The sequence below is a fragment of the Nonomuraea sp. LP-02 genome (genome assembly GCF_036289125.1).
GTDB lineage: Bacteria > Actinomycetota > Actinomycetes > Streptosporangiales > Streptosporangiaceae > Nonomuraea > Nonomuraea bangladeshensis.
Map to the genome: position 1 here is coordinate 5,206,646 of NZ_JAXCLK010000001.1, position 20,511 is coordinate 5,227,156.

Annotated in this window: 20 protein-coding genes; 12 read left to right on the plus strand and 8 right to left on the minus strand. The window is 70.3% G+C overall.

The annotated features are described in order from the left end of the window. Nucleotides 1-17: 17 nt before the first annotated feature. Entirely contained in the window at nt 18-1,127 is a 1,110-nt protein-coding gene (locus SMD20_RS24075) for a hypothetical protein (RefSeq protein WP_329584776.1), read from the minus strand. Next, a complete protein-coding gene (locus SMD20_RS24080; protein WP_329584778.1) occupies nt 1,124-2,200 on the minus strand; it encodes a hypothetical protein in 1,077 nt (358 codons plus the stop codon). Before SMD20_RS24080 ends, SMD20_RS24075 begins: the two co-directional genes overlap by 4 nt. A 248-nt stretch (nt 2,201-2,448) precedes the next feature. Between SMD20_RS24080 and SMD20_RS24085 the strand changes: the two genes are divergently transcribed. Both SMD20_RS24085 and SMD20_RS24090 read left to right on the plus strand, forming a co-directional pair. Then, nucleotides 2,449-3,174, plus strand: coding sequence for an IspD/TarI family cytidylyltransferase (locus SMD20_RS24085; RefSeq protein WP_329584780.1), 726 nt, complete (start codon nt 2,449-2,451; stop codon nt 3,172-3,174). A gap of 94 nt (nt 3,175-3,268) precedes the next feature. Continuing rightward, on the plus strand, nt 3,269-5,005 hold the full coding sequence (locus tag SMD20_RS24090; RefSeq protein ID WP_329584782.1) for a CDP-glycerol glycerophosphotransferase family protein: 1,737 nt from the start codon (nt 3,269-3,271) through the stop codon (nt 5,003-5,005). On the opposite strand, the gene SMD20_RS24095 is transcribed toward SMD20_RS24090, so the two are convergent. Continuing rightward, on the minus strand, nt 5,000-6,022 hold the full coding sequence (locus tag SMD20_RS24095) for a glycosyltransferase family 2 protein (protein ID WP_329584784.1): 1,023 nt from the start codon (nt 6,020-6,022) through the stop codon (nt 5,000-5,002). The genes SMD20_RS24090 and SMD20_RS24095 overlap by 6 nt on opposite strands. An 80-nt stretch (nt 6,023-6,102) precedes the next feature. Between SMD20_RS24095 and SMD20_RS24100 the strand changes: the two genes are divergently transcribed. From SMD20_RS24100 to SMD20_RS24115, 4 genes are all read left to right on the plus strand, one after another. After that, the gene (locus tag SMD20_RS24100; RefSeq protein ID WP_329584786.1) at nt 6,103-7,551 is read left to right on the plus strand and encodes an LCP family protein; all 1,449 of its coding nucleotides are present in this window, start codon (nt 6,103-6,105) and stop codon (nt 7,549-7,551) included. Between the two features lie 34 nt (nt 7,552-7,585). Continuing rightward, complete coding sequence (locus SMD20_RS24105; protein ID WP_329584789.1) at nt 7,586-7,933, plus strand: STAS domain-containing protein; 348 nt, start codon at nt 7,586-7,588, stop codon at nt 7,931-7,933. Between the two features lie 64 nt (nt 7,934-7,997). Then, nucleotides 7,998-8,837 carry an LLM class flavin-dependent oxidoreductase gene (locus SMD20_RS24110; RefSeq protein WP_329584792.1) on the plus strand — a complete coding sequence of 280 codons (840 nt, stop codon included), beginning with the start codon at nt 7,998-8,000 and terminating at the stop codon, nt 8,835-8,837. Between the two features lie 88 nt (nt 8,838-8,925). Continuing rightward, the gene (locus tag SMD20_RS24115) at nt 8,926-9,663 is read left to right on the plus strand and encodes a DUF4097 family beta strand repeat-containing protein (RefSeq protein WP_329584795.1); all 738 of its coding nucleotides are present in this window, start codon (nt 8,926-8,928) and stop codon (nt 9,661-9,663) included. A gap of 3 nt (nt 9,664-9,666) precedes the next feature. Here SMD20_RS24115 and SMD20_RS24120 read toward each other — a convergent pair whose 3' ends face one another. The 5 genes from SMD20_RS24120 to SMD20_RS24140 form a co-directional block, all read right to left on the minus strand. Further along, the gene (locus tag SMD20_RS24120; RefSeq protein WP_329584798.1) at nt 9,667-10,470 is read right to left on the minus strand and encodes a hypothetical protein; all 804 of its coding nucleotides are present in this window, start codon (nt 10,468-10,470) and stop codon (nt 9,667-9,669) included. Between the two features lie 84 nt (nt 10,471-10,554). Continuing rightward, entirely contained in the window at nt 10,555-11,211 is a 657-nt protein-coding gene (locus SMD20_RS24125; RefSeq protein ID WP_329584800.1) for an MBL fold metallo-hydrolase, read from the minus strand. 129 nt (nt 11,212-11,340) lie between these two features. Next, a complete protein-coding gene (locus SMD20_RS24130) occupies nt 11,341-11,760 on the minus strand; it encodes a VOC family protein (protein ID WP_329584803.1) in 420 nt (139 codons plus the stop codon). Between the two features lie 98 nt (nt 11,761-11,858). Continuing rightward, complete coding sequence (locus SMD20_RS24135; protein WP_329584805.1) at nt 11,859-13,400, minus strand: serine/threonine-protein kinase; 1,542 nt, start codon at nt 13,398-13,400, stop codon at nt 11,859-11,861. A gap of 84 nt (nt 13,401-13,484) precedes the next feature. Next, nucleotides 13,485-13,640, minus strand: coding sequence for a hypothetical protein (locus tag SMD20_RS24140; protein WP_329584807.1), 156 nt, complete (start codon nt 13,638-13,640; stop codon nt 13,485-13,487). A 131-nt stretch (nt 13,641-13,771) separates the two neighbouring features. Here SMD20_RS24140 and SMD20_RS24145 point away from each other — a divergent pair, with 131 nt between their 5' ends. From SMD20_RS24145 to SMD20_RS24170, 6 genes are all read left to right on the plus strand, one after another. After that, the gene (locus tag SMD20_RS24145; RefSeq protein ID WP_329584809.1) at nt 13,772-14,137 is read left to right on the plus strand and encodes a hypothetical protein; all 366 of its coding nucleotides are present in this window, start codon (nt 13,772-13,774) and stop codon (nt 14,135-14,137) included. Between the two features lie 23 nt (nt 14,138-14,160). Next, nucleotides 14,161-15,765: an ATP-binding protein gene (locus SMD20_RS24150; protein WP_329584811.1), complete on the plus strand. Its 1,605-nt coding sequence runs from the start codon at nt 14,161-14,163 to the stop codon at nt 15,763-15,765. Between the two features lie 119 nt (nt 15,766-15,884). Beyond that, nucleotides 15,885-17,561 carry a hypothetical protein gene (locus tag SMD20_RS24155; protein WP_329584814.1) on the plus strand — a complete coding sequence of 559 codons (1,677 nt, stop codon included), beginning with the start codon at nt 15,885-15,887 and terminating at the stop codon, nt 17,559-17,561. 128 nt (nt 17,562-17,689) lie between these two features. After that, entirely contained in the window at nt 17,690-18,271 is a 582-nt protein-coding gene (locus tag SMD20_RS24160; RefSeq protein WP_329584817.1) for a TetR/AcrR family transcriptional regulator, read from the plus strand. Between the two features lie 19 nt (nt 18,272-18,290). Then, a complete protein-coding gene (locus SMD20_RS24165) occupies nt 18,291-19,262 on the plus strand; it encodes a hypothetical protein (RefSeq protein ID WP_329584820.1) in 972 nt (323 codons plus the stop codon). 152 nt (nt 19,263-19,414) lie between these two features. Continuing rightward, complete coding sequence (locus SMD20_RS24170; protein WP_329584823.1) at nt 19,415-20,509, plus strand: AAA family ATPase; 1,095 nt, start codon at nt 19,415-19,417, stop codon at nt 20,507-20,509. Nucleotides 20,510-20,511 lie beyond the last annotated feature (2 nt).

A 20,511-nucleotide genomic window follows, 5' to 3' on the forward strand; every position in this document is an offset into this window, starting at 1 on the left:
TGGTCTCTCCCTTGCTCTCACTGCCCCTGAAGGTTCTGGATTCCCCAGAGGAACACCCTCGGCAGGAGATAGCGCTCCTCCGGTGCCCGGGGGATCCAGTCGAGGCTCTGCCGGTCCGCCTGGATGGACGCCGCCCACACGAAGGGGTGTCTGCCGTCCCACGCGAGGGTGTAGCGGAAGTTCGCGCGATGGCGGTGCCCGCGGACGACGACGCAGATGAGCTGGTCTCCCATGGGGCGCAGCTCCGCCACGTGCCCGCTGCGGTGCAACAGGGGGTTGAGGTACTTCTCCAGGAAGGCGGCGGGGTCGGGGATCGGCTCCAGCCGGGGGTCACCGGCCACGTCCGGCCGCACGGCGCCTGCCGCGTCCGGCCGCACGGCGACGTCCGGCCCTGGAGGAGCCGGCGTGCGCGGCTCCTCCAGGGCCGGACGGACCGGCGGGTCCTCCCGTCCGTCCGCGGGCCCGCTGCCCGGCCGTGCCGTGGACGTGCCGAGCTGGTAGCGGCTCCGCGCCTGGGAGCCGGCCTCGCGCAGCAGGGCGGAGCCGACGCCGGAGGGCAGTTCGAGCCTGGCGGCCTCCTTGCGGATCGGGCTCTCCCCCGGGATCACCGCGAAGGAGGCCTCCGCCCGCTCCGACCGCGCGACGTCCGGGTAGAAGAACGGCGTGAGACGGACGACGGCGTCCCCGGACGGCTCGCGCCGCCAGGGCCGACGCGACCGCTGCTGCGGGGCGGCGCCGTCCCCGTGGACGAAGTTGGCGAGTATCTCCACGTGACGGAGCCGCTGGGCCTTGGCCGCGAGCCCCCGGGCCCGGCTGAGGTCGCCGGAGCTCGGCTCGAACAGGCCGATCCAGTGGTGGGAGTGCCACATGCCCAGGCTCTGCAGCCCGAACGTCGTCCACACGCCGCTCTCGACGACCCTGGCCACCTCGGGGTCGAGCTCCAGCGCGGTCTCACGGCGGACGACCTCGCCGGCCGGGCGGGTGGCCAGGAAGACCGTGGCGCTGCCGCCGTGGCTGAACAGGCCGTAGAGGCTGCCGCCGGTCTCGATGTCCTGGTGCTCGAACGTCTCGTCGCAGATCGTTTCAAGCTCGGACTCGTAGATCCTGATGTGGTAGTGGTCGGTCATCGAAGGCTCTCCACGATCTCCAGAAGGGTGCGGTCGGGGGACCACCCGGACGCGTCGAGGTCCAGGCGCTCGCCTTCGGCTCCCGACTGCACGAGCACCAGAGGAGGCTCCGCGGGATAGGCCGCGGTCACGATGAGCGCGACCTGGCACTCCTCCAGATCGACGATCACGGCCACCTGGCTGTCGGTGAAGGCCGCGATCTCGGGCGCGTATCCCGCGTGGACCAGCTCGCCGAGCTCGGTCTCCATCCGATAGCCGAACACCTCGCCCGCCGGCGGTTCAGGGACGGTCGCGGCGGGCGCCCCTGTGGCGTCCGGCACGGCTCGCAGCACCTCGTCGAGCAGGCCGGCGTCGTGCACGCCCCGGATCCGCCAGTGCTGGTCCAGGCAGGCCAGGACGAACCAGGCGAGCACCGCGGCGATCACCCGGTCCGCCGGCTGCGGGACGGCCGCCAGGTCGACGTACTGCCAGGTCGGCAGGTCGCCGTCGCCGGGAAGGTTGTGCATCGTTCCATTGGGCGAGTCCCATCCGAACGTGGCCACCCGCATGGCGAATCCCGTGGCGCCGTCGACGGCCGGGAACAGCGCGTTCAGGAAGGCGAAGACGGAAAGACCGTCCCCGTCCCTCTCGAAGTAGAGAATGATCGCGGGACGCCCGGGGAACTCCAGGGCGGCGATCTCCTCCGCGCCCACCGATCCCGTGATCGTCCGCGGCACGCCGTTGTCGGACACGAAGGAGCCGGTGCGGAGTTTCGCGAACCGCGGGAAAGCCGTGACGCCACGGAGCGCCTCGTGGACAAGCCCGGGAATCCGGTTGCCGGCCAGTTTTCCGCCGGGGGCGACCGGCGAGATCAGGACCGACGGGAGCGAATTCGACGTCGTACGGTGCAGCCTGCCGACCACGCCGAGCGGATAGTGCGCATTCTGCAGCCGATAACGCTCAAGAAAGAGGTCGCGTTCGTGCTGCTCGCGGGAATGCGCCTGAAGGGTCGCCGCCAGCCGCTGCTCGGCCACGCGATCCAGCGAATCCCGCTCCGCGGCCGCCCGCCTGGCATCGGCCCTGTCGATGATCAATTCTGGGATTTTCCCGGCGAGCCCGCCCAGAACGGAAGTAATGATCGCCACGAGCCATTCCATCGTTCCCCCACCCGCCGCCGGACGGAGGCCCCCCTGCCTCACGGTGACGCCATATGTATCACAGCAATCACGCTAAGTCAGCTGAATAATCGGAGAATATGGAACGGTGCAAATTCCGGACATCCGGAATGGCGGGGGGCCGCCGGCCGTCCCGGCCCCTGCCGGACCTGCCCTACGCTCGCGGTATGGATTCGCGGTCGGTTGGCGTGCTCCTGGCGGGCGGCGTGGGGCAGCGGGTGGGCCTGGCCCTGCCCAAGCAGCTCGTCGAGGTGGCGGGCAGGACGATTCTCGAGCACTCGCTGGCGGTCTTCGCGTCCGCGCCGGAGATCGACGAGATCGTGGTGCTGATGACGCCCGGCTACACCGACCGGGTGGCGGAGATCGTGGAGCGCGGCGGCTACCGCAAGGTCACCAAGATCGTGGAGGGCGGCGCGAGCCGTCCTGAGAGCACGTGGCGGGCGTTGCAGGCGCTCGGCACCGAGGAGTGCGACGTGCTGCTGCACGACGCCGTACGGCCGCTCCTGGAGCCCCGGATCATCTCCGAGTGTGTCCGGGCCCTTCGCACCCATAAGGCCGTCAACGTGGCGATCCCGAGCTCCGACACGGTCTTCGTGGCCGCGCCGGCAGGGGACGGCGAGGTCGTCGGCGAGATGCTGGACCGCGCGGTGCTGCGGCGCAGCCAGACGCCGCAGTGCTTCAAGCTCTCGGTGATCAGGGAGGCGTACGAGCGGGCGTTCGCCGATCCGGAGTTCGCCGACCGCCCGGCGACCGACGACTGCGGCGTGGTGCTGCGCTACCTGCCGGAGGTGCCGATCCACCTGGTGGCGGGCAGCGAGCGCAACATCAAGGTCACCCATCCTGCCGACCTGCGGATCGCCGAGCTGCTGTTCAAACTGGCCGCAGAGGCGTAGCAGCGGCATAAGGGCCCAATCCGCCGCTATCAGGGCACGCGACAGACGGGTACGTGGACGGCACTTGACCCTGACCTTGTTACCGTGCGATCACATGAGGGGACTCATCGTGATCGCGGCGCTGCTGGCCTCCTACCCCGTGCTGCTGGTGTCGGCGCTCTGGCCGGCTCCGCTGGTGTTCGGGGCGGCGGCGCTCGTGTCCTACGCCGCCGAGTACGCCGCGCCGCGCCTGGCCCGCCGCGCCCTAGAGCTGCTCGGCCAGGTGCACCTGGGCGTCACGGTGCGCTTCGCGGCCCGCGAGACGGCGGCGCTGCTGCTGGTGGCGCGGGCGGCCGGGCCCGATTCGGCGTGGTTCGTGGCGCTGGCGGTCTCGATGTTCGGCGTCCACGGGATGCGGGCCCTGCACACAGGGCTGGCGCTGCGGCTCAGGCAGACCCTCAGCCGGATGCCGGTCACCACCCGCAACCTCGACGTGTCGGCGCTGCGCATCCCCAAGCTGCCGCCGGGCTGGCTGGGCGACCCGCGCGGCCTCCGTTTCCTCTACCTGGACGCGCTGCCGGTGCTCGGGGCCGTCTGGGGCGCGGTCGCGGCCTGCTGCGGGGCGGCCCTGGCGCTCGCCCTGGGCGCGACCGGCGCGCTCGCGCTCCTCCCGTACGTGCGCCGCACCCGCCCGCTCACCGACCGGGTCCGCGTGCTGGAGGTCGTCGGGGCGCAGGTGGCCGCCTACCGCCCCGAGGTCATCCTGTACTTCTCCGGCGCGACGGCCGCCGCCTACCAGGCCCGCATGTGGTTGCCCGTGCTGGAGCGCATCGACCGGCGGGCCATCGTGGTGCTGCGCGAGCGCGGCATGGCCAGGCACCTGGAGCCGTCGTCGCTGCCGATGGTGTGCATCCCGTCGTCGGCCGACCTGATGAGCTTCCGTGCGCTGTCCAGCGCCAAGCTCTGCCTGTACGTCTCGAACGTCGGACGCAACGTCCACATGCTGCGCATCCCGACGCTCCGCAGCGCCTTCCTCAACCACGGCGACAGCGACAAGGAGGCGTCGTTCAACCCGTTCTCGCGGGTCTACGACGAGGTGTGGGTGGCCGGGCCGGCCGGCCGCGACCGCTACAGGAAGGCCAAGGTCGGCGTCCGTGACGAGTGCGTCCACGAGGTCGGCCGGCCCCAGTTGCAGGGCATCTCGACGGAGGGGCCCGGCCTGCCGTACCGGACCGTGCTCTACGCGCCCACCTGGGAGGGCTGGAACGACGACCTGTTCCACACCTCGCTGATGACGATGGGCCCGCGCATCGTGCGGGCGCTGCTGGAGCACGATCCGCCGCTACGGGTGATCTACAAGCCGCATCCGCTGACCGGGCACCGCGACAAGGCGGCCCTGCGGGCGCACCGGAGGATCGTCCACATGATCGAGAAGGCCGAGCTGGCCAAGTCGAAGGCCCGGCATCCCTCGCGGGCCGAGGCGCCGGCCACGTACGTCAGGCACCTCGTCGTCACCGGCTCCGAGCCGCACCTGTACGCCTGCTTCAACCAGTGCGACCTGCTGATCAGCGACATCTCCAGCGTGGTCGCCGACTTCCTGGCCAGCGAGAAGCCGTACGCGGTGACGAACGTCGCGGGGCTGCCCCAGCACGCCTTCCACGAGCGCTATCCGAGCACCGAGGCGGGCGTGCTGCTGGACGAGGACCTGGCCGGCCTCGCGGAGTTCCTGGACGGGGAGGACACCCTGGCCCGAGCGCGGGTGAAGCTCAGGAGCTATCTGCTCGGGCCGGAGTATCCGGACGCGCTGACCCGCTTCAACGCGGCGGTGGAGCGGGTCTTCGCGGAGTCATGACGATCGGGGCGGACGGGCCAGCTTGCGCGGGCTGGTGAGGAAGCCCCAGCCCCAGGAGCAGTGCATGGCGGCGTACACCAGCGGGAGCCGCAGCCGGGCGGCCATCGGCAGGTGGCTGCCGGTCACGGCCGAGCCGGCGACGATCGCGAGGGCGTAGCCGCCGGGGATGACGAGCCCCAGCGGGAAGAACGGCGAGACGACCAGCCCGAGGATCATCGCCAGCACCGCGGCGGGCGGGGCGAGGTAACGCAGGTTGATCGTGCCCTCGTGGGTGCGCGCGACCACCCGCCGCCAGCGGCCGTAGTGGAAGTACTGTCTGGCGAGGGCCTTGACGTTGGGCCGCGGCCGGTAGGAGACCCGCATGCGCGGCTGGAACCACACCAGGCCGCCGCTCTGGCGGATGCGGTGGTTCATCTCCCAGTCCTGGGCGCGCTGGAAGTGCTCGTCGTAGCCGCCCACCCGGTCGAGCGCCGAGCGGCGGAAGACGCCGAGGTAGACGGTGTCGGCGGGGCCCGCCGTGCCTCCGACGTGGAAGGCTGCGGCGCCCACCCCGATCTTGGAGGTCATCGCGCAGGCCACGGCCTGCTCGAACGGGCTGATCCCCTCCGCGGCCATGACGCCGCCGACGTTGTCGGCGCCGGTCTCGGCCAGGGTCTCGACCGCGATGCGCAGGTAGTCGGGGGGCAGCATGGCGTGCCCGTCGACCCTGGCGACGATGCCGCTGCGGGAGGCGGCGATCGCGGCGTTGAGCGCGTTGGGGGTGCGGCCGGTGGGGTTGGGCACCACGGTGACCCGGCGGTCGGACGCCGCGATGGCGTCGGCGACCTCCTGGGTGCGGTCCTGGGACGGGCCCACCGCGAGCACGACCTCGATGTCACCGGGGTAGTGCTGCGCGAGGACCATGTCGACGGCCTCACGAAGGTGCCGCTCCTCGTTGAGGACCGGCATGATGACGGAGATGGGGGGCCAGGCGCGCGTCTCCGCGGGCGCGTGCGGCGAGTCGGGGAACTGCTTCATGGCGGGGCTCACGCTACTGTACCGGCGAGGGAGTCGGGCAATCGAAAGCTCGATCCCGGGGTGACTTGGGGGGGACGGGCATGCGCGACCCGGGCGAGGAGGAGGACGCCGGAGTGCTCGTGGGCGGCGACGCCTACGGGGGCGTCAGGCTCACGCCCAACCGTACGCGGCGGCCGTTCAGACGCAGTGCGAAGGCGCGGCGGCGCAACGTGCTGATCGCCGGGTTCCTGTCCGCCTGCGTGCTGGTCACGACCGGCGTCGTGTGGGCGACCCCGCGGCAGATCGGCACCGTCGACGCGGGCGTCGGCGAGTCCGTGGCGCGCGGCGGCGCCGAGAACATCCTGCTCGTCGGCGTGGACAAGCGCGACGACCTCACCCGGCAGCAGCAGAACCGCCTCAAGCTGGGCCGCGAGGTGGGCCAGCGCACCGACACGATGATGGTGATCCACCTGTCGGAGGACCACCGCCAGGTCACGGTGGTGAGCCTGCCGCGCGACACCTGGACGACGATCCCCGGCAAGGGCGAGCACAAGATCAACTCGGCTTACCAGTTCGGCGGGCCGAAGCTGGCCAAGCAGACCGTCGAGGCGGTCACCGGGCTGCGGATCAACCGCTACATCGAGGTCAACATCCTCGGCTTCATCGACGTGGTCGACTCGCTCGGCGGCGTCACCGTCTGCACGCCCGTGCCGATCGCCGACCAGAAGATCGCGCTCAACCTGGCCGCCGGCACCCACCAGCTCGACGGCGTGCAGGCCCTGCTGTACGCCCGCACCCGCGCCACGGCCCGCTCCGACCTCGACCGCATCGACCGCCAGCAGCAGGTCATCTCGGCCCTGCTCAACCGGGCGCTGAGCGCCGAGACGCTGAGCAACCCGGCCAAGCTGGCCGCGTTCGTCAACTCCACGCTGGGCACGGTCAAGGTGGACCCGGACGACGGGCTGGTCGACCTCGCCACGCAGATGCGCGACGTCTCGCTGCAGAACGTGCGCTTCGTGGACGTGCCGCTGGCGGACGTGAACTACCGCGCCCCCACGGGCGAGTCGGCGGTGCTGTGGGACAAGCCGGCCGCCAAGGACCTGTTCGCCAAGATCGACAGCGACCAGGACGTCACCAAGCCCACGCCGACGGCCGCCGCCACGCCCTCGGCCAAGCCCTACGCGATCGCGCCGGGCAGCGTCACGCTCAAGGTCAAGAACGGCACGCTGATCACCGGGCTTGGTGCGCGGACGAAGGAGGGGCTGGTCGCGTACGGCTTCAAGGTGCCCGACGAGCCCGGCAACACCGACAAGAAGGACTACAAGCGGACCCTGATCCGCTATCCCGAGGGGCAGGAGGCCGCCGCCCGCGCGGTCGCCGCCGCCGTTCCCGGCGCGGAGCTGAAGAAGGCGGACGTGAAGGGCATCGAGGTGATCGTCGGCAGCGACCAGCCGAAAATCGCCAAACAGAAGATCTCGTCCGACGCCACTCCGAAACCCGCTGCTACACCAACCACCAAAACGGCAATGCAGAACATATGTAAGCAATAGGCATATCTTTTCGCGCGTCGGGCAGGTGCTCGTCATGGTGGTCAAATACTGGCGGGAGGACCCCTGCACCGTCCTGCACGTCGTCGGCGATCTCGACGTGGCCGCCGCTCCCCGGCTGCAGGCCGAGCTGGAGCAGGCCATCGCCGAGGCCGACCCCCCTAACCTCGTGCTCGATCTCAGCGAGGTGCCGTTCTGCGACTCGGTCGGCCTGGGCGTCCTGGTCGCCACGCTCAACCACATCCAGCACCTGCGCGGGCGGCTCATCCTGGTGCTGGCCCCGGGCATGATCAAGCACCTGCTGACGATCACCAACCTCGACCGGCACTTCGAGACCACGGACTCGATGAACGCGGCCCGTACGGCCCTCGGAACGGCGGCCTGACCCCTTCCTCCCGTTGCTGGATACTCGGTGTCGGCCGGGTGTTCCGCAACTGCTGGAGGAAGCCGTGAGACTTGGCGTGATGTTCGACCGGGGCCTGCCGCCCGAGCGGCTCGTGCCGTTCGCCAGGGAGCTGGACGCCAGCTCCGCCGACGACCTGTGGGTGGTCGAGGACCTCGGCTGGGCCGGCGGCCTCACCTCCGCCGCGACCGCCCTCGCCGTCACCTCCCGCCTGCGCGTCGGCATCGGCATCGCCCCCGCCCCCCTGCGCAACCCGGTGCTGCTGGCCATGGAGCTGGGCAACCTCGCCCGCTTGCACCCGGGGCGGTTCGCCGCCGGGATCGGGCACGGCGTAGGGGAATGGATGCGGCGGGCGGGGGCGGCCCCCGCGTCGCCGCTGGCGCTGCTGGAGGAGACGATCACGTCCGTACGGGCGCTGCTGCGGGGCGAGACGGTGACGCTGGAAGGCCGGGAGGTCCGGCTGGACGGGGTCTCGCTCGTGCACCCGCCCGCCACCGTCCCGCCGCTGCTGGCCGGGGTGAAGGGGCCGAGGTCGCTGGCGTTGTCCGGACGGGTGGCGGACGGCACCATCCTGCCGGAAGGCGTCGGGCCCGCGCAGCTCACCGCCATGCGGGAGACCATCGGGGCCGGGGACGGGCACGAGGTGGTGATGTTCACCTTCCTCGGCGTCGGCGACGGTTACACGGTCGATCGCGGGCTGATCGAGGAGCAGGCGGGGTTCCTGGGGGTGGCGCCCGAGGACGTGGTGATGGCGACCGGCACGGCCGAGGAGGCCGCCGAGCGCGTCAAGGGGCTGGCGGCGGCCGGGGCGGACACCGTCGTGGTCCGGCCACTGGACCTCACCGACCCGCTGCGGCACGTCCGGGCGCTCCTGGCAGCCCTTTAGCTCTCTGTTGGGTTCGTGGCCATCTGGCCGATGGCGGTCGGTCAGATGGCCGATGAGGGCGGGGCCCCTCGTCGAGAAGATCGGTCCCATGACGCGACTCGCTGCGATCGCAGCCTCAACCGCCGTCGCGGCCCTGACGGCCCTCACCACGGCCGGATGCGGCGGCCTCGACGCCGAAGAAGTCCGCGCCACCCGCGCGTTCCCCGTGACGGGCACCGAGCTGAAGATCGTCTCCTCGCTGGGCGGCGTCCGCGTCCTGCCCGGCGCGGCCGGCTCGGTCCAGGTCGAACGCTGGGTACGCGGCAAGGCGGCCGGCGACGGCAACGCCACCTGGTCCCTGCGCGACGGCGTCCTGCGGCTCGGCGCGGACTGCACCATGATCGTCGGCGACTGCGGCGCCCGCTACCACGTCAAGGTGCCGCCCGCCGTCCACGTCACGGTGGAGGCCCCGGACGGCGTGATACTCAAGGAGCTCAAGCAGGACGTGGACGCGGTCTCGCGCGAGCACATCCAGGTGGACACCGCCTCGGGCCGCCTGCGCCTGCGCAGCGACGGCCCGATCACCGCCACCGGCCTGACCTCTCCGGCGGTGCGCGCCCGCACCGTGGACGGCGCGATCGACGTCACCTTCGTCACCGCCCCGGCCGACCTGGACCTGGAGTCCGCCGACGGCCGGGTGACGGCGACGGTGCCGAAGGGCTCGTACGCGGTGACCGCCCGCAGCAAGGACGGCTCCGTCGCCTCCGAGGTCAGGAACGACCCGAAGGCGTCGGCCGCCATCGTCGCCCGCAGCGGCACCGGGAACGTCCGCGTCCGCGTACGGTGACCGTCACTCCCAGACCGCGGCGTACCTGCCGTTCTCGGCGTTCACCTGGACCGGTTTGAACCCCTTGCCCTTGAGCTCGTCGAACCGGGCCTGGTAACCCGACGCGCTCATGTCGATGTAGTGCGCCCACGACTTGAGCCCGTCCTTGCGCCACACCGCCGCGTACGTGCCGTCGGGCGCGACGGCGACCTTGACCGGACGGAAGCCCTTGTCCTTCCTGGCGTGGAACTCGGCCTCGTGCCGGGCGCGGCTCAGGCCGTAGGTGAAGGACCAGGCGCCGCCCGGGTTCGTGGCCCAGACCGCCACGTAGCGGACGTCGTCCGGCGTGCCGTACGCGTCCACGGAGGTCAGGGCGAGCCCCTGGCCGGCGGCGTACTTGTCGGCCGCGGCGAACTCGCTCCCGGTGAGGTGGTGGCGGGCGTAGACCTTGCCGGCCTTCTTCTCGAAGACCGCCGCGAACACCGCCGAGCCCGCCGGGCCCGTCGCCGACACCGACACCGGCTGGACGCCCTCCTTCAGCGCGGCGTCGAAGCGCTGCCGGTAGTCGGAGACCGACATGCCCTGCCGGACGCTCCACTGCGACGAGCCGCCCTTGACCCAGACCGCCGCGTACCGCTCGCCGTCGGAGACGTTCACGGTCAGCGGGCGGTAGCCCTGGTCCTTGAGTCGGCGTACCTGCTTGGCGCTCTCGGCGGCGCTCACGTCGTGATAGGCCACGAAGGCGGGCGCCGTCCGCGCGCTCGCCACCGCCGCCGGAGCGGCGCCCGAGGCGGCAAGCACGGAAGCGACGACGGCGATCTTGCTCATGGTCCGCATGACCCTCCCCCTGCAAGACGGAATGCTCTAGGTGATCAAGAGAATGGGCACGACCCTAACAGCGATCGCCCGCGGTCAGATCTCCACCGTCTGGAAGTCGTCCGGCACCAGGCAGCGCTCGATGTGCCCGGCCTCCACCCCCGCCCCCAGGTGCGTCAGCACGAACGGCAGGTCGGGGAAGCGCTCACGCAACGCCTCCACGTGCGCGACCTCCATGTGCCCCGCGGCGGGATGGTGCGGGCCGTTGCACTCCAGGATGAGCGTGTCGCTGGCCGCCGCGATCGCGTCGAGGCCCGCGCCCGGCCGCGTGTCCCCCGAGTAGCCGACGGTCCCGCCGTCGCGTTCGAAGACGTAGCCGTAGCAGTCGAGCTGCGGCACGTGGTCCACCTCCACGGCCCGGAACTTGAGCGGGCCGGCCACCTGCCACGAGCAGTCCACCTCGACGTAGCGGATGTCGAGCTTCTCGTGCGCCTCCTCGTGGATGCCGGGAACGCCGGCGACGTCCATCATCGTCCGCAGGAACTGCTCGACCCGCGGCGGCCCCACCACGTGGAGCGGCGTGGCGGCGTGCCGGTGCAGCAGTTCGAGCAGCAGGAAAGGCCAGCCGAACGTGTGGTCGGCGTGGAAGTGCGAGATCGCCACCACGTCGAGGCCGGCCACGTCGATGCCGCATCGGCGCAGGTGGGGCAGCGCGGTGGGCGACGGCTCGACCAGAATGTGATCGTCGAGCACGAATCCATTCCAATAGCGCCCGATCCCCGTGAAATTACCGGTCCCCAGAAAAGTGACCCTGGTCAAGACGCCCCCCGTCGTTTCCGTTCCGAAGAATCTCACACCGGATATACGGGAGACAGGCCCACTTCAGCCTTCGCCGTACGCGACCAGCTCCACCTCGTAGCCGTCCTCGTCCGCCAGATAGGCCGCGTAGTGCCGCTCGCCGCCGGCGTATGGGTGACGCTCGGGGAAGAGCAGCGTCCAGCCGTGGGCGGCGGCCCGCTCGGTCAGGGCGTCCACCTCGGCCCGGCCGCCCGCGTGGAAGGCGAGGTGGTTCAGGCCGGGACGCAGCCGGTCGTGGCCGCCGGCGGTGAGCGCCGGCGACCGCTCCAGCACCACGTACGTCGCCCCCAGCCGCCAGCTCCGCCCGTCCGGCCACTCCTGGAACACCTCGTACCCCAGCTCCGTCAGCAGCCAGCCCCAGCTCCGGATCGCGCGGCCCAGGTCGGGCACCCAGATCTCGACGTGGTGCAGGGAGCCGGTGACGGGCTCGTTCGCGTCCTCCATGCCGCCGACCCTAACGACCCGGCCCTGTCATCCACGGATGATCAGCCGATCAGCCGTGACCTGCCTGGTGGCCCGCCCCGGAGGCCTGACCCCTTTGGTCAGTCGACGCCGTTGGGGCAGAGGAACGACGTGATGCGGGCGGGCGCGGCCGTCACCAGTTTCGAGCCGTAGTCGCGCGAGCAGAGGTTGCTGCCGATGTCGCCGTCCAGGAAGCGGGTGGCGTTGCGCGTGGCGATCAGGTCAATGCCGCCGACGCTCGGAGATTCGATCTTGGCCGCCACCCAGTTCCCCACGCACAGCCGGGCCGCGACGGTGGCGTCCCCCGGCAGGCTGCCGCCGTTCAGCGCGGCGACCTCGCGGAGGATCGAGCTCTTGGACGCGCACGGGACGGGGGCGGTGGAGCGGCGCGCGGCGGCGGTCGGCTGCTTGCGCGTCTCCTCTGGTGTCTCGGTCTCCTCCGGGGTCGCCGTCTCGTCCTCGGTGTCATCTGCGGGCTTGTCCGTGGTGGCGTCATCTGTGGGCCGGTCCGTGGTGGCGTCGTCCGTGGGCTGGTCCTTGGGCTCGTCGCTCGGGTCCGGGGTCCCCTCGTACGTCGCCGTCGCGGTCGGGCTTCCGCTCGGGCTGAGCAGCGCCTCCAGCAGTCCTCGCCCGGAGCTCGACGCCAGTGCCGCTCCCCCGGCCACGACCGCCACGACGGCGACGGCCACCGCCGCAGCGGCCCATCCCGGAATCAACTTGCGATCGGCGGGCACCGCCGGAGGCGGCAGGACCTTCGTGCGCGTCGTCAAGGGCAGGGTGACCGGCGTCGGGCCCGTGCCCGACCTGATCGCGGTGAGCTGGGCGAGCACCTCCTGCGCGGGCGGCCGGGCCGTACGGTCCTTGGCGAGCGCGCTCCGTACGAGCTGACGGACCTCCTTCGGCACCCCGGACAGGTCGGGATCGACGCCCATGACCCGATAAGCGAGGACATCGGGAGCCCCGGTGCCGAAGGGCGGGCGCCCGGTGGCCGCGTACGTCATCAGCGCGCCCCACGCGAAGACGTCGGCGGCGGCGTCCGCCTGGTCGCCCCGGTACTGCTCGGGGCTGATCCAGCCGGGCGTGCCGATCAGCGCGCCGGTGCCCGTGAGCCCGCTCTCGTCGAGGGCCCGCGCGATGCCGAAGTCCAGGACCTTCGCGCCGGAGTCGGCGAGGATGACGTTCCCGGGTTTGAGGTCGCGGTGCACGATGCCTACCCGGTGGATGTCGGTGAGCGCCTCGGCGATGTCCACGCCGAACGAGAGCAGCCTGTCGGGGGGCAGCGGCGCGTTCTGCTGGACGTACGTGCTGAGCGTCGGCCCCGGAACGAACTCGGTGGCCAGCCAGGGCGGCATCGCGCCGGTGTCGGCGTCCAGCACCGAGACGACGCAGCGCCCCCTCACCCGCGACAGCAGCTCCACCTCACGGACGAACCGGGCCAGGAACTGCGGGTCCGCCGCCAGCCCCGGATGGATGACCTTGACCGCGACCCGGGCGCCGTCGGCCGCGACCCCCGCGTAGACGACCCCCATGCCGCCCGCGCCCATCCGGCCCACGATCCGGTAGGGGCCGATCGACTCGCGTTCGTCCATCGTCAGGGGGCCGAAGCCGCCGGGGTCGCTCATCCAGGCTCCCGTCGCTGTCGCGTCGCAACAACAGCGATCTTATTGTTGCCTCTCTGGCCATTGCCGCATGATGAGACGATGCGTTCATCGCTTTCCCCAGAAGGCGCGAATGACTTCCGCGACTGCGCGCAGCACGCGAGCGCGCTCGCCGGGGGTGCATCCGCGAATGGCGATGGCGACCATCAGCACGGCCGCGAAGGTCACGCAGATCGGCAGCAGCATCAGTGTCTCGGGCTTCATGGGCATCAGTTCAGCGTGGGCTTCACGCCGGGTGAAGATTTATTGGACGGATTGGTTCGGGAATCGAAATCCCCAGCTCACGGCGCTGTCCGACGGCTGCGAGATTGGACGCGTCGGATTGGACCGGGCATATGACGGCGCTGGGGCGTGAGCTGAGGCTGCTGTGGGATCGGGCGGAGGAGAAAGTCCCCGGACTGCAGCAGACGCAGGCAATTGCCAAGGCGAACGGCCGGCTCACCGGCGCGCGGAAGCTGGGCAAGACCACCGTCAACGAGTGGTTACGCAACGATCGGGTGCCCCGGGATTTCCCGCAAATGTGGGAGCTGGTGCGCGTGCTGCTGCAGATGGCTGAGGTTCCGCCGCCGGGCAAAGAAGAGGAACTTGGTGGGCAGCCCAGAAGATCATCTGGCGTGAGCTTTGGGAAGAGGCCGACCGGCACAGATCGCCCAGGCAGCCCGCCCTGTCGAGCCTGCCTGCCGAGCCCGAGGGGTTCGTAGGCCGTGAGCGTGCCGTCGGGAAGGTGCTGGCAGCGCTGGGCGACCGGCGGACAGTGGTGCTGACGGGCATGCCCGGGGTCGGCAAGACCGCGTTGGCGCTGCGGGTGGCCTATGAGGCACTGCGCCGTGGTCGTTTCCCCGGCGGCGCGTTGTTCGCCGACCTCGACGGTTACGCCGGGAATGCCGCAGCACCTGGATCCGTGTTGGAGGGCCTGCTGTGGCCCTTGGGCGTGCGCGACCTGCCCGCCGGCGAGGCCGCGCGGGCCGCGATCCTCCGTTCCACCTTGGCCAAGCGCTCCGACGCGCTCCTGATCGTGGTCGACAACGTGGCCTCCGTCACCGCGCTTGAATCACTGCTGCCAGGGACCGGCGGCCACCGGGTCCTGGCCGTGTCCCGCCATTCGCTGCCGTCCCTGGCCGGCGCCTACACGTACGAGCTCGGCGCACTGACGGTCGATGAGTCGATCGAGCTGCTCGAAACCGCGTTGCGCCTGGCCGACGAGAGCGACCTGCGCATCGAGGAGGACGCCGAGCAGGCCCGCCGCCTGATGCGGCTGTGCGGGCGGCTGCCACTGGCCCTGCAGATCGCCGCCGCCCTGCTGAAAGGGGACAGGTTCGGATCGCTGGCCGCATTGGCCGATGACCTTGCCGACGAGCATGGACGGCTGGACAAGCTGAAATACCCGGACAAGAAGCAGCGGGGTGTCCGGGCTGCCATTCGGTTGTCGTACAGACATCTGCCGGAGAAACTGCGGCGCCTGCTGGTGCTGCTGGCCTGGAATCCGCGCTACACGGTCGACGAAGACATTCTCGAACTCTGGCGTCTCACCGGCACCCCGGTGAAGCCGTATCTGACGACCGAGGGCGCGGCGGTGCTGTGCCGAACCACTCCCCCGGAGATCCGGCCACACCTTCTGGAATTGCGCCGAGCCCATCTGCTGGAGCAGCACAGATGGGAGCACGGCATTCCGCCCGAACGTTGGCGCATGCACGACCTGGTCATTCTCTTCGCCCGCGAGCGTACGGACAAGGACGGGTTGCGGGAAGAGGCCGGCGAGGCGATTCACCGGTTCCTGCACTACTGCCTGGAACAGGACTTCGCGAACGACAGCCAATGGCACCTCGAGGCGGACGGAGTGCGTTTCGCGACCGTCAAGTTCCACGAGGAGCTCGGCTGCTTGGTGCTGGTCCCGGCTGGAGAGCTTCCCGAGGGTCTGGTGCCCGGTGGCACCTGGAACGGCGAGCATCAGGTGTGGATTCCGGCCGACAGCGACGAGGCGCGGGCGAGCCTTTGGGCGGCGTGGAAGAAGGACATGGAACGGCATTGGGCCGTCCGCCCTTTCGCGGCGCGATGCGGGCACATTCAATGCCGGCTCAACGCGGAAAGAGAGCTGCTCGCCGTCGTTCAGCTCCTCAAGAGGACATTGCGCGGCCGGCGTATGGTCCGCGAATTGGTCTGCGAGGACCACCACTATGCGACCGTACGGTTCGATGAGGGGCTCGGCGTCTATGTGCTCAAGGTCGAGCAGGACGCCGTGGACGGCATTCCGGAGATGCGCAGGCTGCTGGATCGCGTTCTGGATTGGGACGAAAGCCATCAGCTTTGGCTGTTCACCCCCAAAGGGTGACAGGCCGCTTGTAACCCGATACCGCGATAAGCTCGCGTCCCGTGTCTTCAGATCATTTATGGCGGATTATCAGGATTGGCTTAGTAGGTCTGGTTCTTGCGGCGACCGTCGCGGGCCTGGTGTTCGGCGACGACTGGCTCTGGGTGGCCGCCGAATGGTCGCCGCCGTACGACGAGCGCGGCGACTTCGACACCTCGACGACCGTGATGCTGCTCGTGGCCGCCCTGGTGAAGGCCGCGTTCCTGTGGTTGATCCTGCGTACTCCCCTGCCGGGACCGCTGGACCGCCGGGCGAGAGCGCTGCGCCGGCTGCTGTATCTGGCGGTGGCGTACGCCCTCGTGCTGTGGTACCCGATCGGGCTGCTCCCCGACGCGGTCGACACGGCATCCCAGCTCGCGCTGTGGACCGCGATCGACGTCCTCTACCTGCTCGTCATCCGCTGGCGGTCCCGCCTGTTGCGCGCGGCGGCCGCAGCGGCGTTCGCGGTCGAGCTGGCCGGGGTGGCCGACCAGCTGCTCGACGACCTCGACCTCCCTCAGCTCGGCTATGGCGACGTCATCGGGCTGGGCTTGATGCTGGGCGGAGTGGCGGCGACCGTCCTCACGGTCGTCGGGCAGTGGCGTGACGGCCGATGGAGCCGCGGCACGCTGGCGGCGGGATGGGCGTCCATGGGTGTCTACGCGCTGGTGATCCCGCTCAACCTGCTCGCCGGACGGCTCCCCATCGGCGGCGGTCCAGCGATGCCGGTCATCCTGGACGTCGTGGGGGTCGTCACCGCCGTGTGGATGGCGGCGACGGCCCGCGAGCTGCCCGCCGAGAACCCCGTACCGGATCTTCCGCCCGCCAGGCGGCGGATGATCCGCGTCGCGGTGGCGACCGTGGCCGTCCTGCCTGTCATCGCGATGATCCACCCCGAGCAGTCCGCGCACCTCACCTACACCGCCTGGTCGGCGCGCTGCTATGACCGGCCCAACTTCGGCGACCTGAAACCCGCGGAACGCGACGCCGCGTTCCTGTGCGTGGCGCGAGGCATAGACGGCGGAGTCCCGCCCATGTTCCCGGACAGCATGTCGGACCAGGCGATCCTCTCGTACGGGCGGGCGCTGTGCAGGGCGAAGGACCGCGACGAGCAGGTGGCGATCCTGACGCGCGCCGGGAGCGCACGGCCGTCCTGGGGCGTGGACCCGTGGGACCTCGTCTACGTCTGCCCCGAGGTCATCGGCGCGACCCATCCCGAACTCCTGCGCTCGACCGAGGAGACGCAGGCGGCGAACGACGCCTACATCGCCGAGGAGAACGCGAAGTGCCGCGACCCGTGGCCCCGTACGAAGGGTGTCGTCCAGGCCACGGCCAAATACTTCCTGTTCGTGGACGGCGATCCCGGCTACCTGGTCCACGACCCCGGAGACGAAGCGGCCGAGGAGGAGGCGGACAAGCTGTACAGCGGCGACGACGATCTCGTCACCGTCGGCCGCAGCTCCGCGCTCATCGGGCACATCGAGGACGTCTCTGACCTGTGCCTCACCGTGAAGGCGTTCCGCGCCGCGCCGCCCCGGCGGACCACCGGGTGGCAGCTGGTCGAGGAGGTGCCGATCACCAGCCGCAGCGGCCGGCTCACCGTGCCGGAGATGGGCGGGGGCGAGGTCGGCGCGGGCGCCCCGATGCCCAACCTGGCGATGAAGGGCAAGGGCCGTTACCGGCTCCGCGTCTACGTACGGGTAAACGAGGCAGGCGAGGAGCACCTGGTGGCAGTGTTCCCCGGCGCGTCAAGGAAGAGGCACACGATGAAGCCGTGAACGCCACCGCCAGAAAACGGACTCATGGGGCAGGGTGCGTCATGGGCGACAGTAGCGACTGGGGCAGGAGTTCGACCACCAATTAGAGAACGCTCTCTAGAACAACCGTAGCGGATAAACTCATCGCGATGCCCAGAAGTCCCTCGTTCACCCACGACCAGATCCTCGACGCGGCACGGGACGCGGCCTTCGAGCACTGGCGCTCGGCCACCATCGGCCACGTCACCGCGCTGCTCGGAGCCCCCTCGGGCTCGATCTACCACCGCTTCCCATCGAGGGACGTGCTCTTCGCGACGGCGTGGATCCGCTCCATCAAGGTGTTCCAGGCCGGGTTCACCTCGGCCGCCGACACGGACGAACCGATCGAGGCCATCGTGCGCACGGCGCTCTGGATTCCCGACTTCTGCCGCCGCCACCCGCGCGACGCCCGCATGATGACCGTCTTCCGCTACGCCGACCTGGTCGCCACCGCCCCGCCCCAGCTCCAGGACGAGCTCCGCCACCTCAACGACCCCGTCGCGGCCCACCTGCGGCGCCTGACCGAACGCCGCTACGGCCGCATCACACCGCACGGGATGGAAGTGATCGCGCTCGCCTGCCGCGACTCCCCCTACGGCATCGTCCGGCCGATCATCGGCGAACCCGTCCCGGCCTGGATCGACGACGCCGTACGCGTGACCAGCACCGCCCTGGCCCACCTGAACGACTGAACCAACTACGCTCCCGCCCATGCGAAAAATTGGCGTGGCACTGACAGCGCTCCTGGCCCTGACCGGATGTGGGCAGAACGCCGGCGAAGGCGGCCTCAAGGACGCGATGGCCGCCGTCTCCGGAGAGGGACCCGCCGCCGCGTACTTCGAGTACGGCGAACCGGCTTGGTGGCGCGATCTGGGCGTCAAGCCGGGCGCCGACCAGGCCCGCCGCTGGTTACCCGCATCCGTCTCCGGCCTGGGCAGCTTCGCCTCAGCCGCGGCGGCCCTGCCGGAGGCCACGGGCATGACCCCCACGGCCGGTACGCGGGCGATCTCGATCGGCGTGCCTCCGCAGCAGGCGTTCCGGTTCGACGGCGACGTGGATGCGGACGCCGTACGCAAGAAGCTGACCGCCCACGGCGCCAAACCTCGGGAGATGGGCGGCCACGAAGGGCTCTCGTTCTCCCCTGGCGACGAGATCGACCTGGCCCGCACGATCGTTCCCGGCGTGACCAACCAGCTCAACCAGGTCGTGGTCACCGACTCCCTGGTCGCCACGGCCTCGGCCCCCGAACCGCTCACGGCCGTCCTGGGCGGGGAGACCACGCTGGCCGACAAGCCGGCGTACGCGGCCATGGCCACTTGTCTCGGCGACGTCGCCGCAGCCACGATCATGACTTCGCCCAGTAAAACCGTCACCCTGTACGGGGTCGGGCTGCGTCGCCCGGTCGACCTGAACGCCCGGCCCGTCAACGTCATCTGCGTGCTGCCGGCGGCCTCCGCCGCCGCCGACGTCGAACGCGCCCTGACGACCCGCCTCGTCCCGACGGGGACCATGGGTGACGGCGGAACGTACGACAAGTATGCCCCGGAGATCGCGCACGACCGGGTCAGCTCGGACGATCACACGGTGCTGCGGGCCGTACTGACCCTGAACGACACCACGAACGCGATGTTCGCCAACCAGTTGCTGGTCCGGGGCGACCTCCAGACCCTGACCAAGCCCTGAGGCGGTAAGCGCCGGCGCAAGCGCGTGGGGGCGCGCACGCTGCACTGGCCCACCGCGATAGGCGACGATCAGCGGATCGGGCCAGTGGCGCGTCCACGGAAGTGGGTGCCCGTATCGGCCGTATGGGCGGCAGCTCACTTTAAGCTGGGCACATGGCGCCGCAGAGATTGCAGTCGATCGGGATCAGGGGATATACCTCGATCCGCTCCGCCGGTGTGGAGTTGCGTGATCTCAACGTTCTGATCGGCGCCAACGGTGCGGGCAAGAGCAACTTCATCTCCGTCCTCGCCTTGCTGGGCCGCATTGTCGACGAAGAGCTGAACCTGTTCGTCGGCCAGGCGGGTGGGGCCTCCGCCCTGCTCTATCGCGGCGGCAGGAGCATCCCGGAGATCACCCTGCACCTGACATTCGCGTCCTACGAATACCGGGCCGAGCTCATCCCGGCAGCCCGCGATGAGCTGATCTTCGGCTCCGAAAGCATCAGTGCGCCTGGTGACGAACGTGTCCTGGGACGGGGGCATCGGGAGACCCGCCTCTTCCATGAGCCCGATGAGCTCGACGGGCAAGATTTGTCGTCCGTCGCCGAGCAGGTGGTCGACACGCTGCGGGGCTGCCGCGTCTTCCATTTCCACGACACCAGTGCGAACGCGCCCGTCAAGCAGACAGGGTTCGCCTCCGACAACATCGCGCTGCATCCTGACGCCCGGAATCTCGCCGCCGTCCTGCTCCGCCTTCAGCAGGAGGACCGGGCCGCGTACAAGAGAATCGTCCGAACCATCCAGCAGGTCGCGCCGTTCTTCAGGGATTTCGTGCTCGTCGAGGAGAACGGCCGGCTCCGGCTGCGGTGGCGGCAGGAGGGCTCGGACATCGTCTTCCCCGCAGACGCGCTGTCGGACGGAACGCTCCGGTTCATCTGTCTCACCACCTTGCTGAGCCTGCCCGACCTGCCCAACCTCGTCGTGCTGGACGAACCGGAGCTCGGTCTGCACCCCTACGCCATCGTCCAACTGGCCGACATGCTGCGGGCCGCGAGCAGGGCCAGTCAGGTCCTGATCGCCACCCAGTCGGTGACGCTCATGAACCAGTTCGAGGTGGACGACCTCATCGTCGTCGAGCGTGACAGGGGAGCATCGGTCTTCAATCGTCTCGCCCCCGCAGGGCTGGCCGACTGGCTGGCGGATTACTCCTTGGGTGAGTTGTGGGAGAAGAACCTGCTCGGCGGCAGGCCGCAGGCCGAGTTGTGGTGACG